This is a genomic window from Shewanella pealeana ATCC 700345 (assembly GCF_000018285.1).
Taxonomy (GTDB): Bacteria; Pseudomonadota; Gammaproteobacteria; order Enterobacterales; family Shewanellaceae; genus Shewanella; species Shewanella pealeana.
Genome location: NC_009901.1, coordinates 3,643,839 through 3,659,361 on the forward strand (window position 1 = coordinate 3,643,839; position 15,523 = coordinate 3,659,361).

The following is a 15,523-nucleotide window of genomic DNA, read 5'->3' on the forward strand; positions in this document are numbered from 1 at the left end:
TAAATTGCGCAATATATAGGAACCCAGATAAGCATGAAGGATGTCGCCATAAGTACGTCTCAAATAAGCTTGTTACAGCAAAAACTCTTTGCTGCTAGACAGGCATTAGAAGAGATGACCGAAGAGCAAAATGAAAAGCTACACATCCTCATACAGTTTATTGGACAACTAAGCCTCGCCTGTAAAGGTCAAAATCTAGAGCTTGATAATAAGCTCGCTAAATTGCGTCATAAATTAGTAAAGTTTAACCAATTCGAAGATTCACTTCCCGCTCTTAATGAAGCCGATACCATCCTTAAGCAGCAATATGCCCGTGTGATGCTGCAGCTCGAAGATAGCCGCCAATCATTAGCGAATATGGTGAGTCAAATTCAGCGTATCGACTCGCTTCCAAGTAAGTTAAAGCTAGAAATTACTTACTTTAAAAAAGAGCTAATTAAGCCGTTTCACACCCACTGGGATTACATTCCAAAGGTGGAGAAGGTGGTTAATTTTTATGATGAGATCTTAAAAGAAAAACTTAACCTTGGTGAACAGTTCGAGATCTTACCTCGTCATCGACAAGCCGCTCATGAGCTTGCACTGCTGTTATCAGAAATAGAGTTTAGAAAAGAGCAACGACAACAGATCTCAGAAATGAAGAAGTCGTTAACCGAAGAGTTTGAACTCGACACCTTGCTTGAAGCTTATCAGGTGGTACTTAATCTACTACTGGATAACATTGCTAGAGAAAAAACCGCCTCGCAAGAGTTTCTATACGTACTCAATAATGCACTGAGCAATGTTCAAGAGGTAGTCACAGATAGCTACAGTCACTCGGTAAAGAATTTTCAAGTGACCAAGCAGCTTAATCGCGATATCAATTTCCAAGTTGATAACGTTGGCGAAGCCGTGATTGAAGTCGATGATATTGATGAGTTAAAAAACCAAATAGCCCTTCATTTATCCTCTTTGCGAAAATCTCTTGGGCGTAAAGAACTGCTCGAAAATAGAGAGCAAACCCAGCTAAAGCAATCTGTTGAGGCCTTACGTCAAGAACTCAAAGCCCTTGGAAAAGAAACTGACTCATACAAAGAGCGCTTATTTGAGCAGCAAAAGCTTAATCTATTAGACTCATTAACCCAGCTACCTAATCGCAGCGCATTAGAAGAGCGCATGGATATTGAATATCGCAACTATAAGCGAACCAAACAGCCATTATGGGTCGCAGTCGCCGATATCGATCACTTCAAAACAATTAATGACAGTTTCGGCCATAGTACTGGGGATAAAACACTGCAAGTAATTGCTATGGCGCTGAAAAATGCCTTAAGAGAGTCGGAGTTTGTCGCACGTTATGGCGGTGAAGAGTTTGTACTCTTGCTGCCTAATGTTGCCGAGAGTGACATCCAACCTTTACTTAACCGTGTGAGAGAAAAAGTAAAAAGCATACCGTTTAAGTTTAAAAATCAGCGAATTACAGTTACAGTATCTATAGGTGCTGCGCAAATAATCGAAAATGAGCTCATCACAGAAACATTCGACCGAGCCGACGCTGCGCTTTATAAAGCCAAAAATGAAAGCAGAGATAGGGTCATCATTGACTTCTAAGTTTCTCCCCTTGTGATAACACCCGTTACCACTCTCTCTTTAAGGGACAGCTTGCTTATCACTGCTTAAGGAGTTGCTATGATAGTAAAAATAAGCCCAAGAGGAAGCCTAGATCAACTTTCGCAACTGGAAGTTGATAGACTAAAACAGAACGCTAAAAGTGAGCTTTATCAGCTCTACCGCAACTGCTCACTCGCCGTACTCGCATCGGGCCTTAAAAGCGATAATGCCCAGGGACTTTTCAACCGCTTTAGTGACTTTAATATTAATGTCTTACGCCGTGAGCGTGGCATTAAAATTGAGTTGACCAACCCACCGGAAGAAGCCTTCGTGGACGGCGAGATTATCGCAGGGATCCAGGAGCACCTATTTGCGGTACTTAGGGATATCGTTTATATCAACGATAAGTACGATAACCTTAAACATATCAACTTAACGAATGCCAGTCATATCACCAACGTTGTATTTGATATCTTACGTAACGCCCGCTCAATGCCGATGCTTGATCCTAATATTGTCGTCTGCTGGGGCGGACACAGTATCAATCAAATAGAATATCAATACACCCGTGAAGTCGGTTATGAGCTCGGGTTACGCCAGCTAGATATCTGTACAGGTTGTGGACCTGGCGCGATGGAAGGACCAATGAAAGGTGCCGCCATTGGCCATGCCAAACAGAGAGTGAACCTCGCCCGATATATCGGTCTTACCGAGCCAAGTATTATTGCAGCTGAGCCACCAAATCAGATTGTGAATGAGTTAGTCATTCTGCCTGATATTGAAAAGCGCTTAGAGGCCTTTGTTAGGCTGGGACATGGGATTATTATCTTCCCAGGTGGTGCAGGGACAGCGGAAGAGCTACTTTACCTCCTGGGTATTTTACTCAACAAAGATAACCAAGATATCCCCTTCCCTCTAGTGCTAACAGGCCCTAAAGAGAGTGAAGAATACTTCTTACGTATCGATGAGTTTGTCGGCGCCACATTAGGTGAAGAAGCACAAAGCAAATACCAGATCGTTATTGACGACCCGGTCAAGGTCGCTCGAATACAGAAACAAGCTATGGAGCAGATCAAGACCTTCCGTAGGGAAAATGGCGACTCATATCAGTATCAGTGGTCTTTAAAAATTGAACCTGAGTTTCAGCTTCCATTTGAGCCAACCCATGAGGTCATGAGTAACCTAGATCTGTACTTTCAGCCGAATAAAGCAGAGTTAGCCGCTAACTTGCGTAAAGCATTTTCTGGTATCGTGGCCGGTAATGTTAAAATGGATACCATTAAGGCAATCGAAGCCAAGGGCCCCTTCGAAATCAAAGGAGATCCTGAGCTGATGCGATTGATGGACGACCTTTTAGGCGCCTTTGTTAGCCAACAACGAATGAAGTTACCGGGAAGCGAATACGTTCCCTGCTACAAAGTCATAAAGTAGAACGAATCTGATGTTACAGGTAAGCGAATACGTTCCCTGTTATGAAAGCTATAAAGTGGAAAGTCGTAGAGTATTAAATGAATAAACTGCTAATTATCTATGGCATAAACTTCATGAACTTGCAGCAACGGATCCGCATCGCACAGCAAAACGAACTGGTGTTACAGGTGAGCGAGTTCGTTCCCTGTTATGAAAGTTATCAAGTAGAAAGTGGAAAGTCATAGAGTATTAAATGAATAAACTGCTAATTATCGATGGCATGAACTTAGTGCGGCGCATCCACGCCGCACAGCCTAACGAATCTGATATCACAGGACTGAAAGAACGTGTTCATGGTGCCTGTCGCAAACTACTTAAATATCATATACCAACACACGCAGCTATCGTATGGGATGGTGATGCAATCTCATGGCGAAAAACACTATTCCCTGACTACAAAAAAGGCCGTAAGCCCATGCCTGAAGCCTTGGCAAACGGCCTCAATGACATCAAAGCTTATCTAGCGGAGCATCATATCCACTCAGTCGATGCCGACTCCGAAGCGGACGACGTTATCGCCACCTTGGCAACAAAGCTGGTTAACATTGATGGCGAAGCCATTATCGTCTCAACAGACAAAGGTTTTAGCCAATTAAATCATCCAAAGATCAAGCTGTGGGATCACTTCAATCAAACCTACCTGACGATTGAAGAGATGGAGAAAAAGCTAGGCATCGAGCGCAGCCAATTAATTGATTACCTTGCACTCGCGGGGGATAGTGGCAATAAAATTCCAGGCGTTCCCGGGATCGGGCCAAAGTCCGCCGTTGAGTTGCTGAGAATATATCGCTCTCTCGCAAGCATCTATAACTCTATCGACAAGGTAGGCGCTAAGCAGGCTAAAAAACTTGAAGCGGGTAAGCAGATGGCGCGCCTAAGCTATAAACTGGTTCAACTTAAAACCGATATGCCCCTAAGCGTCAACTTAAAGCAGTTTAGGATAAAAAAGCCGGATTCCGAATGAGCTTACATTTGTTAACACAAAGTTGCTGCTCAAGCATTTACCATTGCTTTACCAAATAGTATCTTAAGGTTTTCGAAAGAACAGTATGAAGGAAGCATTGCTAGGATGAAATCTAAACTCCCTGTCATCGTCATCAGTATTTTTATCACGTATGTTGCCTTCGTTGCCGTGATTATGCTGACCTACGAACCAACGCCCGACGAGATGGATTGGGAAGATAGGCAAGCCTATAATAAAGCTATGATGACCGAAGTTGTGATCGGACAAAACATCGATGAGATTAAAACTCTCTTTGGCAAGGCGGACTTTACCGAAGCAAAAATATCTAATGAGCAGAACTTAGAAGTACTGTTCTACCGGACTCACCATAAAACTTCAGATGGTGAAACCTCCAAAGAGGAGTGCACACCACTGCTGTTTAAGCAGGGAAAGCTGATCGCATGGGGTGAAGATACATATCACCAATACCTATCGAGCCCAATCGATAGTTAACACAATTGACAGTAAACATCGGACTCATTAAGCGCTTACGAGCTTGGTCTTTTCTATGAAGCAAAAAGCAGCGAAGTTATCGCTGCTTTTTTGTGTTTGGTTTCGAGAAAAGATCCTATCAAATCTTTACTAAATGCTTCTCACTAAACTCTAAACTCTGTTATCTAATCGTCTTTTTCAGTCTCTTCCAATCGTTTCAGCTCTAGCAATAATCGCTCCCTTTCAATTTGCTTCGCGTCATTTTCTACCGGTGGTAGCTTGCGGGCCTCCCAATCAGGCTCTCCCTCTAATACCAATCAGTATAAACCTTTCGCATTAGCCGTTAACGGTAAAGCAAGCACAAACAAACTCATTAAAGTGACACTTTGGATCTTATTCATATACGCTCCTTGTTAATGAATTCAAATCTTGGCTACAAAGTAATAAGACATACTCATTACCAGTCTTACTATTCGTCTAAATCTTAAAAAAGTCTTGTTACAGAAAACCATTTCACGACTAACCTAGCACCTTAAAAGCCCCTTGCAACCCCTCTACGGCCATTTGCGTTCCGATAACAGCGAGAATGAGCCCCATCATCCTCGTGATGGCCCCAAGCGCAGCGCTGCCTAAATAGCTCACTAAGCGCCCACCAAAGACAAAACAAATATAAGTAATCAGGCATAACAAACCGAACGAGACTATGGTGCTCACAAGCTCAGGCATGCCTCCTGCAGCAGTAAAGTTCATCGCTGTCGCAATAGTGCCAGGTCCGGCCAAAATAGGTAAAGCCAAAGGAGATACTGCGACACTCAACTTAGATTCAAGCGACTCACCAGTAGGCAACTCTTTATCATGATGAACTGTAGATTGATTACCCTGCAACATATGAAAACCAATTAAAAATACCAACAAACCACCTGTAATTCGAAAAGCGGGTAAAGAAATGCCAAAAAGATTGAAAATAAGCTGGCCAGAAACCGCAAATAAACAGGTGATGGCAAATGCAATGATTAACGCCCTAAAAGCGATGGCTCGAGTTGTCTTCTCATCATAGTCAGAGGTGAGTCCAAGAAAAATAGGCACATTGGCAACAGGATTCATAATCGCAAAAAAGCCCATAAATACCGTAGCAAAGTGCATCCAAATTCCATCCATTTTTTACTCTCCCATAATAGTTTGCAGCTATTTGACTCAGTTTACACTCTCAGTCTATTTTTCAAGACAAAAAAAACCGAGATAATCATCTCGGTTTTTTAAAAGTTAACAAATCTGGCTTAATCAGCCTTTTTGTACTCGGTATAGGCCTCACCTTCGCTTAACCATTTAGGTGCAGGCTTACCCTTTAGGTAATGATCGAAATACTCCATCATTCGAATGCTGTAATCGAGCTTATTTGGATACTTCTTAAGGTGGTGTGGCTCATCTTGATACTGTAAGAACACCACGTCTTTACCCGCACGGCGCATCGCCAAGTATAATTCAACCCCCTGCTCCCAAGGCACCGCATCATCTTTATCGCCGAACATGATCATCATAGGCGTTTTAATACGCTCGGCGTAAAATACCGGAGAGTTCTCTATGTACAACTGCGGCGACTTAAATAAGCTTTCGCCAATACGACTCTGGCCGGTTTCATATTGAAACTGCCTAGCAAGACCACTACCATGGCGAATACCGCTGTACGCGCTCGTCATGTTAGACACCGGTGCGCCTGTCACTGCCGCTTTAAAGATATTGGTTTTCGTCACAGCAAATGCTGTTTGATACCCGCCCCAAGAGTGTCCTTGAATGCCTACTGCTTGTGGATCGGCAATTCCAATATCGATAAGATGCTGTACACCTGAGGTTAAGGCTTGTACCGAGGTCTCACCAGGATAACCGACTTCAAAGCGAATATCGGGTAAGAAGACTGCGTAACCATTATCGGCATACCATGCAAAGTTTGGACGGTGGTTGATCTTCATCTGAGGGAAAGCATGCAGCCTGTCACTCATAAAGCGATAGAAGTAAACCAGCACTGGATAACGTTGTCCTTCGACATAATTGGTTGGTTTGATCAAAACCCCATCAAGCGGTTTGCCGTCACCATTGGTCCACTGAACCAACTCTGACTGACTCCAGTTAAAACCTTGACGCTGTTGGTCAAGATCTGTCTGACGCACAGCATCTTGTGGCGTATCATAATTAGCAGTATAGAGATCGGGAAACAGGTCGTACTGCTCTTTGGAATACACTATCGTTTGCGCATCTTTACTGCGGGCTAAAAGTTTAAGCTTATAGTCTCCTTCAATCAAAGGTGTCACGCCCGCAACACCGATTTGAGCCTGATAAAAACCATCTCCTTTATCGATATCACTGTAACCATGTAAAAGAACTTTTTCATCACTCTTAAACACACTTGGATGCTCTTTATCTTCAACTAGGCCTGTAACTCGATATTGCACTCCGTGTTTGCGGCCTTCCCCGGCAGTCAACTTGAATGCATCATGGGAACCCGTATGAACCTGCCAGATATCATATTTATCGTAAAGTAGAAGGCCTGTATCTTCGTTAATCCAAGGCCCAAAGCCATAACTAGGTGCATTCGATGGATAATCGTGATCTTCATCGGCAAAAGAAACACCTAACTCTTTAGTGATATTTGTACGTCTATCTTGAGCGATTTCATACAGGAATACATTGCCATGTAAGTAGTAGGAAACAAACTTCTCACCTGGAGACAAATTTGGCTCTTCAGAGCTACTTTGCTGAGTCAGTAGCGGGATCTTACGCCCTGTATTTAGGTCAACTAGATAAAAATCGCGATAAAAACCGGCCCAAGTGATCATTTTTCGATACGGCAGATCTGAGCTGGCGAGTGCAAAGCGCTTCTGCTGCTGCACTTCAACGTCTGGCACATTAAGATCTGCAAGCTGCACCAGGTTATTGCCGTTTACATGCAGTACAGCTAAATAAGTGCGTTTAAGCTCCTTTTTATACTGTTTTACTTCATGGGGCTTAATACGTGCATCGTCACCATGCCACACTCTAAGTGCACGGTTTGAGGTGATAATCTGTTTATCAAACAGATCTGCCTGCTCCTCATATTTAGTCACTTGCAACTGCTGACTCACCTGCGGCACCCGGCCAAAGAACAAGCGTTGGCTGTCATCAGAGAAGCGCAGTTTTGTGTAACGATTCAAGGTCCAGTCTTTTGACTTAGCCGTCTCAACAACCTGACTGGTTTCAAGGTTTAATAACGACAGCTTATATTCGCGACCAAAAGGTTTGGCTTTTGCATCGCCATAAGTAAAGCCTAAATACTTACCATCGTCAGATAAGTCTATCGAGCCAAACTGCTGCTGTTTTAAACTGTGGACTATCGATGCTGTGTTATTGGCAAGTTTAACGAGCCTCAACTCATGCTTATTGGTTTCGATATTATTTATTGCTAAAGCAAAATTAAGCCCTGACTTATCGAAACTAAAAGCCGTCACATCTTTAAACGTAATAGATTTAAGGTCATTAAGAGAAAACAGTTCAACTGTAGAGCCTTTGTCATCTTTATCGACTTTTAGACTTTGAGCCTTATCTTCTGATTTATCATCTTTTTTGAGTTCTTCAGCTTCGAACCAGATAGCTAGATGTGTGCCTTTCTCATTGAACTCAAAAGATTTTACACGTTCAAAACGCTGCTCTTCACCTGTACTTGTATCTAATAAAACCAAGCCTGACTTGAGCTTCTTTTTGGCTTTTTTACTGGCTTTCTCAGAGTCGAGTAATGGAATTGCATCGATAAACGCTACAAAACGACCATCGTGGCTGATTTTTGGCTTGCTACCGCCTTTAACACTAAACTCATTATTGCCACGAAGGTTTTTGACTAGGCCGTGGCTATCACCGCGATCTGGTGTAACCTCGACAGCTAACATATTGCCGGTATCAGAGATCACAGGATTTTTAAGTGATTCGAATCGCATGATATCGTCAGGAGTGATTCGATTGGTGGCCGCCAATAAGTTTGCAGATAACAAACTCGTCGAGAATAGTAATAGGGACGTGATAGGTAATGACTTCAAGGTCTTCCTCATTATTTATTATTAGACTAAAGTAGACTTTTTAACCTTCTAACGATCAATCATCGTCATAAGCAGTTATTTATGCAAGTTACCCTACAGAAAAAAACGTGAGATCGCTCACTCTTTCCTGTAAAATTGTTTAAAAGTGTTTAAAATAGATCGAACAAAAAGAAAAAATTCAAGTCACTTACCGTGTCCCAAGACATGGTCAGACAATTGCAGTAACGCCTAACCGTGGTAGGACTATCCATGACAAAAAGAACTATAACCGTTATCCCTGGTGATGGGATTGGCCCAAGCATTATTGATTCAGCACTTAAGATCCTTGATAAAGCAGGTTGTGATTTTGAGTATGAATTTGCAGATGCGGGTTTAACTGCTTTAGAAAAGCACGGTGAATTATTACCCCAGCGCACCCTTGAGCTTATCGAAAAAAACCGCATTACTCTGAAAGGCCCTTTGACGACCCCTGTCGGTGAAGGCTTCACATCGATAAACGTAAGTCTACGTAAGCAATTCTGCCTTTACGCAAACGTGCGCCCAGTGCTGTCTTTTAAAGGCACACAGGCTCGTTATGACAATATCGACATCATCACGGTACGTGAAAACACCGAAGGTATGTATTCTGGCCTAGGTCAAACAGTCTCTGAAGACGGCACTACCGCTGAAGCGACCAGTATCATTACTCGCCAAGGCGCTGAGCAGATCACTACATTTGCCTATGAACTTGCTCGCAAAGAAGGCCGTAAAAAGGTCACTATCGTACATAAAGCTAACATCATGAAGTCAACTTCAGGCCTGTTCCTGAAAGTCGCTCGTGAAGTCAGCCTGCGTTACCCAGACATCACTACTGAAGAGATGATTGTTGACGCAACTTGCATGAAGCTGGTGATGAACCCTGAGAACTTCGACGTGATTGTTACCACTAACCTATTTGGTGACATCTTATCTGATCTATGTGCAGGCCTTGTAGGCGGCCTAGGTATGGCACCTGGCGCTAACATAGGTAGCGACGCGGCAATCTTTGAAGCGGTACACGGCAGTGCACCAGATATCGCTGGTAAGAACCTAGCTAACCCAACATCTGTCGTGCTTGCATCGATTCAGATGCTGGAATACTTAGGCATGTCAGATAAAGCAGAACTGATTCGCGGCGCGATTACTGCAGTGATTGAAGAAGGCGACCGTACTACACGCGATCTTGGTGGTACTCACGGTACAACTGATTTCACTCAGGCCGTGATTGAGCGTTTATCTTAATTCTGTTGAGTGACTAAAAAGGCCCCATGTTTGCACATGGGGCCTTTTTTAATGCTCAGTGCCGTCCTGAGATAAGCCGACACTTTCGTCAATATTTACCAAGGTTGACTTGGTCGCAAGCAGAGGTGAACGGTCACTTCGTCACGGTCGTGATATAAATGTTTCGCCGCGATAGAGAAGTCATCTACACCGTTCTCTTTTAAAATCTCTTCCATCGTAGCTAGAATGGTCGACACTTCTTTATAACGCGCCTTCATAGGCAGTTTTAAGTTGAAGATTGACTCTTTAAACCAGCCATTGATTGCCCAGGCTTCGATCAGCTCTGCCACGCGAGATGGCTTTTCAATCATGTCGCAAACTAACCAAGTGATGTTCTTTCTTGGTGGCTCGAATCTAAATCCGTCAGCTTGGTAATGTTTTACCTGCCCGGTATCCATCAAGCCTTGATCCATCGGGCCGTTATCGACAGCCGCAACAAACATACCGCGTCTCACAAGTTGATAAGTCCAACCACCAGGACAAGCACCAAGATCCACAGCCTTCATACCACTGCTTAGACGCGTTTCTTGCTCTTCTTTAGGAATGAAGTGAATAAAAGCTTCATCTAACTTAAGAGTAGAGCGACTCGGTGCATCAGCAGCAATCTTAAGTCTTGGGATCCCCATGAAATAAGGTGAGCTATTGTTACTTAAAGAGTAACCGACATATGCTTGGCCAGAGGCAACAAAACACACATGAATAATAGGTCGCTTAGGGTTTTCTTTCTCAAGCAAGGCGCCAGATTTCTTTAACGCTTGTCTAAGCGGTACAGTAAACTTACGGCAGAAGTTTGAACGTTCTTTCGCTTCGTTGGTATCTGGCGTCTCAACGCGCAGTTCACCCGCTTTGTTCACCTGAGTTAAGGCTTCAACAATCGGACTAATTCTATCTTGCTCAGGTAAACCTTTTAGCAACTCTTTTGCTGCAAACATCTGTCTGGCAAAAATAAGCGAGTCTAGACTGATATTTTTAGCTAAAACTTCAGCATCACCGGCTTGGAAGCACTGAAAAATCACATAAGCATCATTAGTATTGGTTTTTACAAATCCACCAATATCGAGCTCAGCTGCGCGCACTTGGATCTCTGCTGCGCAATCTTTCTCATAGCCAGCACGGCAAAATAAAAATAGGTTTATCATTGAATTTCCTGAAGATAAAAATAATATCAATCAAAGCACCATGATTAAAAATGGCACTGTCACTCCAAAATCATAGTGCTTAAATCCACTAGCATTATTGAATAATTGATATAAAAAAGCGGCCAACAAAGTTGTTGCCCGCTATTTTACACTGTTCATGCTTAGCTGGGTACTGTCTAAAATTTAATATTCAGCGCTATCTTTTCCCCAGCCCATAAGCAGTCTTATCAGCATGCTTAATCTAATCGAGCTCTTTGACTCGATTACGCCATACCGCGACTGCAATAAGTAGCCAACCGAGTAGGAAGCACACACCGCCCATAGGGGTCACGGGGCCGGTCCACTTTGCACCAATCAATGCATATAAATAGAGTGAACCAGAGAACAATACCATGCCGGCAATAAATAAGTAGCCAGCCCAATCAAGTAGTCGTGACTTGATCCAGTGACCGGAGAACGCCACTGCAATCAAGGCAAACGTATGGTAGAACTGATATTCGACACCTAAGTTAAAGATGGCAATTAACTCAGGCGGAGCCACATTCTTCAGTCCATGAGCACCAAATGCACCCAATGCGACAGCAATAAAACCACTCAATGCTGCTAGCAGCAAAAATCCATTACGCATCTAACCTCCAAAAGGCTATCAAACAGCCAAAGATAAATCATAAATATGGTTAACGACTGCCCAATTAAAGTTTTTGTTACTGCACAATAAACGCTTTGATAAGCGCGACAGTCTCAGCTAGGTTAGCCTCTAATGTCGTACCTGACGACTTTCTTGGCTTAAAACTATGATCACCATCGGTTAACCAATGCAGTTGTACTTTTTTCATTATTGGCCAAGTTTCAACTAAGCCCTTATGACCAAACTTATCGCGCTCGCCTTGGATCACCATCATCGGTGCCAAACACTTCTCTATGGGCTCTAATCTTGGCTCACCACCGCTTAGGGGAATAAATGGGTAACCTAAACAAATGACCCCATCCACAGATAGGCTCTCGGCCAAAATCGCCGACATACGCCCTCCCATGGACTTACCCACTAAATAGATTTTCTTAGGCTTAAACTGCTGGCTCAAAATCGCTAACTGCAGTGCATAATCGGCAAGTAACTTAGGCGCTCTATCCGGTGGGCGACGCTTGCCATCGATGGCATTAGCGCGCATGTAAGGGAAGTTAAAGCGAACCACTGTGGCGCTCGAACTCAAGCCTTTGGCCATTACCGTCATAAACTCATGTTGCATATTGGCACCTGCACCATGAGCCAGTACGATTAAGGTGTCGCTGTGACTCCGGAGTGTTTCTTCGGCGTTAGCAGCATCGACAAGATACTGACTAACATCGAAGAGCAAATCCTCACTCTTGAGCGCAGCAACAGCCGCTGCTAACTCGCCATCTAAATACGCTTGCTTTAAGTTATCCAGTAAGCAACTCACTACGGGTCTCCTCTTCGAACATATCCAGCATCCATTCTCTAAAGGCTACCACTTTACCGATCTCGGCATGGTTTTGTTGACACACTAAATAATATGCACTTTTACTGACTAGAACTTCAGGGAAGGGACAAACTAGACGACCCGCTTTGATATCGGGTCTTGCTAGTACGCTGTAGCCTAGCGCCACACCTTGACCATGTGCGGCAGCTTGCAACACAAGAGAGGAGTGACTAAATATCGGACCTTGGTTCACATTAATATCAGTAATTCCACATTGCCTAAACCAAGCCAGCCAATCTTGGCGGCTAGAGTCATGTAGCAAGGTATGATTTCTAAGATCGCAGGGCTTTTCTAATGGCTTAGGACCATTGAGTAATAGAGGTGAACAAACTGGGATAAGTACTTCGTTTCTGAGCTTATCGGCACGCATTCCTTGCCAGTTGCCCATGCCATAATAAATTGCCACGTCAACATCGTCGGTGAGTGAACCATCCTCGTCGTCCACGGCCTTAATTCGCACGTCAATCTCTGGGTTTTTCTCGCTAAACTTGGCTAGTCTAGGTACCAGCCACTGAATCGCAAAGCTAGGTGATGTCGCTACTGTAAGCGAGCCTATGGCACTTCTCGCTAATAATCTGTCTGTCGCATCGGCAAGCTGAGTGAAGATATCTTTTATATCGAGAAAGTAGCTTTGCCCTTCCTCGGTTAACAGTAATGAACGGTTCTTACGACGAAATAATTTTAACCCAAGGTACTCTTCTAATGCTTTAATTTGATGACTCACAGCAGCCTGAGTAACAAACAATTCTTCAGCTGCTCGAGTGAAGCTTAAATGCCTAGCTGCAGCCTCAAATGCCTTTACTGCATTTAGGGGAGGTAATCGTCTTGCCATAGTGATCCAGATCCCGATTTTTAATTAGTTTTTCTAATGACTATTGTTACATTTTATCGTTTGTAAAGGCCAGCCTTTTTGTACAGAATTTGCCCCAACGAAATGATACCAGTTGGACAGCCTCTACGACGTAATTGGGGAGTGTCTAACAACCCAAATTTAAGCCTGGAGGCTAACACGAATGTTAAACCTAAAATCAGTATTTGTTATTGCTATACTCAGCGCATCAGCATCTGTTAGCGCTGACGAAATCACAATCGACACTAAAGATATTGAAGCGACATTAACAGCTAACTTAGCAGAAAGCATGGAATTAATGCAGGCTCAGCTAACTTCTGAACTTGATACCATGCTAGTAACAGATGAACAAAAGAAGAACGAAGAAGCCACCGCTCAGGTGTTATTAGCCGACTAATATCGCTGCTAACTCTTCAACTTTTAAACCACCAGCTAGGTGGTTTTTTTGTGCCTACCTAACACTCTCAACCAAATAACAGCCGTACTCTAGATACAAAAAAGGCGACTGATTTACAGTCGCCTTTACCATACTTACGCCAATAAGCGCTAGTTAGCTCATATTAAGGGCGGTAAACCTTAACGTTGTTATAACCTTGCTCCTGTAGATATAGCGCCTGAAGCTTACTCATGACACCACGATCGCAATAAAGCAGGTAATTCTTCTCTTTATCTAAGTCGGCAAACTGAGTCGCTAACTTAAAGAAAGGAATCGCTTTAACTTCGACACCATCAAGCTCTAGCGGAGACTTCTCTTCCTCTTCTGGTGCACGGACGTCAATAATGATCTCACCAGCACTAATCGCATCGACAGTTTCTGTTGCGGTAATTTTAGTATCCATCTGCGTTGCTATCTCCTTAATATCGATAATTTCAGCATCGGCAATCACACGGTCGAGCAGATCTTCAGAAAACTTTGCTTCTTCGGCTTCAACTTTCGCTAATACCGCTTTAACCGTTGGCTTTTGAGAAATCACGCCACAATATTCCGGAATTGACTTGGCAAAGTCTTCGGTGCCGATTTGACGGCTAATATTAATGATGTCTTGCTTATCCATTGCAATCAAAGGACGTAAAATTAACTGCTCTGTACAGCGGTCGATGACATTCAGGTTAGTTAAGGTTTGGCTAGATACCTGCCCCATTGCCTCACCGGTGACTAATGCCTGAATGCCCATCTTCTGTGCAACACGCGTTGCAGCTCGCATCATCATACGCTTTAAGATAACGCCCATTTGACCGTTATCTATACGCTCAAGAATTTCTTGAACCACAGGATCGAACGGTACTGAGATAAACTTAACTTTATGTGACTCACCGTATTTCTGCCACAAATGATATGCCACCTGCTTAACACCGATTTCGTGTTGATCGCCGCCTAAGTTAAAGAAGCAATAGTGGGTACGAGAACCACGCTTGATAAACTGGTAACTCGATACACCAGAGTCAAAACCACCAGAGATCAGTGACAACACATCTTCCTGCGTCGCCATAGGGAAACCACCTAGGCCTTCAATACGCTTATCGATAAGGTAAAGATTGTCATTATCGATCTCTAGGTGCACTGTCATATCAGGATTTTTTAAACGAACACCTGCCGCCTCGGTAAACTGATTTAATCCACCACCAACATAGCGCTCAACTTCAATCGAGTTAAAGTCATGCTTACCTGCACGCTTTACACGTACACAAAATGTTTTGCCTGCTAATTGCTCTTTATAGGCAACTAAGGTTTGTTGGTAGATGTCATCAACAGTTGTAAAGGTGCTAACATTAACTTGCAAAACATGGGCAATACCCGGAATACAGGCTAAACGTTCAGCAAATGCTTCAACCAGATCAGGCCTATCATCTGGTACCATCACCATGATCTTGTCCCACTGGCGCTGTACTTTCGCAGTCTCATCGACTTTTTTAAGTACGTTACGAATGTTAGTCTCAAGCATTTTGGTAAAGCGCATTCTTACCGGCTTGCTTTTCATCATGATTTCAGGAAACAGTTTTACGATAAATTTCATTGGTCTTCCGCGAGGGGGTAGTTTAAACAGCAATTCACCAATTATAACAAGATCGCGTAGCAATTGCGTATATCCAATCTCAGTTTGTCTCGACAAAACCGTAAATATTGGGGGTTAAATAGTCCGTTTAGGGTCTAATAAACAAAAACACGCAACAGAGTGGCC

The 15,523-nt window shown here is 43.3% G+C and carries 14 protein-coding genes; 7 read left to right on the forward strand and 7 right to left on the reverse strand.

What is annotated here, in order from left to right:
• The first annotated feature begins 33 nt into the window (after window positions 1-33).
• The 5 genes from SPEA_RS15690 (at window position 34) to SPEA_RS15705 (ending at window position 4,516) form a co-directional block, all read left to right on the forward strand.
• The gene (locus SPEA_RS15690; RefSeq protein WP_012156195.1) at window positions 34-1,590 is read left to right on the forward strand and encodes a GGDEF domain-containing protein; all 1,557 of its coding nucleotides are present in this window, start codon (window positions 34-36) and stop codon (window positions 1,588-1,590) included.
• Between the two features lie 78 nt (window positions 1,591-1,668).
• Window positions 1,669-3,021 carry a nucleotide 5'-monophosphate nucleosidase PpnN gene (gene ppnN, locus SPEA_RS15695; RefSeq protein ID WP_012156196.1) on the forward strand — a complete coding sequence of 451 codons (1,353 nt, stop codon included), beginning with the start codon at window positions 1,669-1,671 and terminating at the stop codon, window positions 3,019-3,021.
• 77 nt (window positions 3,022-3,098) lie between these two features.
• Window positions 3,099-3,245: a hypothetical protein gene (locus tag SPEA_RS23285; RefSeq protein ID WP_190272075.1), complete on the forward strand. Its 147-nt coding sequence runs from the start codon at window positions 3,099-3,101 to the stop codon at window positions 3,243-3,245.
• Window positions 3,246-3,253: 8 nt separating this feature from the next.
• Window positions 3,254-4,024 (forward strand): flap endonuclease Xni, encoded by a 771-nt coding sequence (gene xni / locus SPEA_RS15700; protein ID WP_012156197.1) that lies wholly within the window; start codon window positions 3,254-3,256, stop codon window positions 4,022-4,024.
• A 105-nt stretch (window positions 4,025-4,129) separates the two neighbouring features.
• On the forward strand, window positions 4,130-4,516 hold the full coding sequence (locus SPEA_RS15705; RefSeq protein WP_012156198.1) for a DUF3192 domain-containing protein: 387 nt from the start codon (window positions 4,130-4,132) through the stop codon (window positions 4,514-4,516).
• A gap of 498 nt (window positions 4,517-5,014) precedes the next feature.
• On the opposite strand, the gene SPEA_RS15710 is transcribed toward SPEA_RS15705, so the two are convergent.
• Window positions 5,015-5,653: a MarC family protein gene (locus SPEA_RS15710; protein WP_012156199.1), complete on the reverse strand. Its 639-nt coding sequence runs from the start codon at window positions 5,651-5,653 to the stop codon at window positions 5,015-5,017.
• A gap of 119 nt (window positions 5,654-5,772) precedes the next feature.
• Window positions 5,773-8,556, reverse strand: coding sequence for an alpha/beta hydrolase family protein (locus SPEA_RS15715; RefSeq protein WP_041411033.1), 2,784 nt, complete (start codon window positions 8,554-8,556; stop codon window positions 5,773-5,775).
• Window positions 8,557-8,805: 249 nt separating this feature from the next.
• Here SPEA_RS15715 and SPEA_RS15720 point away from each other — a divergent pair, with 249 nt between their 5' ends.
• Window positions 8,806-9,816: an isocitrate dehydrogenase gene (locus SPEA_RS15720; protein ID WP_012156201.1), complete on the forward strand. Its 1,011-nt coding sequence runs from the start codon at window positions 8,806-8,808 to the stop codon at window positions 9,814-9,816.
• A gap of 95 nt (window positions 9,817-9,911) precedes the next feature.
• Here SPEA_RS15720 and rlmM read toward each other — a convergent pair whose 3' ends face one another.
• The 4 genes from rlmM to SPEA_RS15740 form a co-directional block, all read right to left on the reverse strand.
• Window positions 9,912-10,994 (reverse strand): 23S rRNA (cytidine(2498)-2'-O)-methyltransferase RlmM, encoded by a 1,083-nt coding sequence (gene rlmM, locus SPEA_RS15725; protein ID WP_012156202.1) that lies wholly within the window; start codon window positions 10,992-10,994, stop codon window positions 9,912-9,914.
• 241 nt (window positions 10,995-11,235) lie between these two features.
• Window positions 11,236-11,622: a DUF423 domain-containing protein gene (locus tag SPEA_RS15730; RefSeq protein WP_012156203.1), complete on the reverse strand. Its 387-nt coding sequence runs from the start codon at window positions 11,620-11,622 to the stop codon at window positions 11,236-11,238.
• A gap of 76 nt (window positions 11,623-11,698) precedes the next feature.
• Window positions 11,699-12,433, reverse strand: a complete 735-nt coding sequence (locus SPEA_RS15735) for an alpha/beta fold hydrolase (protein WP_012156204.1) — start codon at window positions 12,431-12,433, stop codon at window positions 11,699-11,701.
• Complete coding sequence (locus tag SPEA_RS15740) at window positions 12,414-13,325, reverse strand: transcriptional regulator GcvA (protein WP_012156205.1); 912 nt, start codon at window positions 13,323-13,325, stop codon at window positions 12,414-12,416. Before SPEA_RS15740 ends, SPEA_RS15735 begins: the two co-directional genes overlap by 20 nt.
• Before the next feature lie 181 nt (window positions 13,326-13,506).
• On the opposite strand from SPEA_RS15740, the gene SPEA_RS15745 reads away from it, so the two are divergent.
• A complete protein-coding gene (locus SPEA_RS15745; RefSeq protein ID WP_012156206.1) occupies window positions 13,507-13,740 on the forward strand; it encodes a hypothetical protein in 234 nt (77 codons plus the stop codon).
• Between the two features lie 163 nt (window positions 13,741-13,903).
• Here SPEA_RS15745 and thiI read toward each other — a convergent pair whose 3' ends face one another.
• Window positions 13,904-15,358 (reverse strand): tRNA uracil 4-sulfurtransferase ThiI, encoded by a 1,455-nt coding sequence (thiI, locus tag SPEA_RS15750; RefSeq protein WP_012156207.1) that lies wholly within the window; start codon window positions 15,356-15,358, stop codon window positions 13,904-13,906.
• Window positions 15,359-15,523 lie beyond the last annotated feature (165 nt).

What these genes read in the sequence shown, in the direction of transcription:
- SPEA_RS15690 (WP_012156195.1), top strand. Translation starts at nt 34, where the DNA reads ATGAAGGATGTCGCCATAAGTACGTCTCAAATAAGCTTGTTACAGCAA.
- ppnN (WP_012156196.1), top strand. Translation starts at nt 1,669, where the DNA reads ATGATAGTAAAAATAAGCCCAAGAGGAAGCCTAGATCAACTTTCGCAA.
- SPEA_RS23285 (WP_190272075.1), top strand. Translation starts at nt 3,099, where the DNA reads ATGAATAAACTGCTAATTATCTATGGCATAAACTTCATGAACTTGCAG.
- xni (WP_012156197.1), top strand. Translation starts at nt 3,254, where the DNA reads ATGAATAAACTGCTAATTATCGATGGCATGAACTTAGTGCGGCGCATC.
- SPEA_RS15705 (WP_012156198.1), top strand. Translation starts at nt 4,130, where the DNA reads ATGAAATCTAAACTCCCTGTCATCGTCATCAGTATTTTTATCACGTAT.
- SPEA_RS15710 (WP_012156199.1), bottom strand. Translation starts at nt 5,653, where the DNA reads ATGGATGGAATTTGGATGCACTTTGCTACGGTATTTATGGGCTTTTTT.
- SPEA_RS15720 (WP_012156201.1), top strand. Translation starts at nt 8,806, where the DNA reads ATGACAAAAAGAACTATAACCGTTATCCCTGGTGATGGGATTGGCCCA.
- rlmM (WP_012156202.1), bottom strand. Translation starts at nt 10,994, where the DNA reads ATGATAAACCTATTTTTATTTTGCCGTGCTGGCTATGAGAAAGATTGC.
- SPEA_RS15730 (WP_012156203.1), bottom strand. Translation starts at nt 11,622, where the DNA reads ATGCGTAATGGATTTTTGCTGCTAGCAGCATTGAGTGGTTTTATTGCT.
- SPEA_RS15740 (WP_012156205.1), bottom strand. Translation starts at nt 13,325, where the DNA reads ATGGCAAGACGATTACCTCCCCTAAATGCAGTAAAGGCATTTGAGGCT.
- SPEA_RS15745 (WP_012156206.1), top strand. Translation starts at nt 13,507, where the DNA reads ATGTTAAACCTAAAATCAGTATTTGTTATTGCTATACTCAGCGCATCA.
- thiI (WP_012156207.1), bottom strand. Translation starts at nt 15,358, where the DNA reads ATGAAATTTATCGTAAAACTGTTTCCTGAAATCATGATGAAAAGCAAG.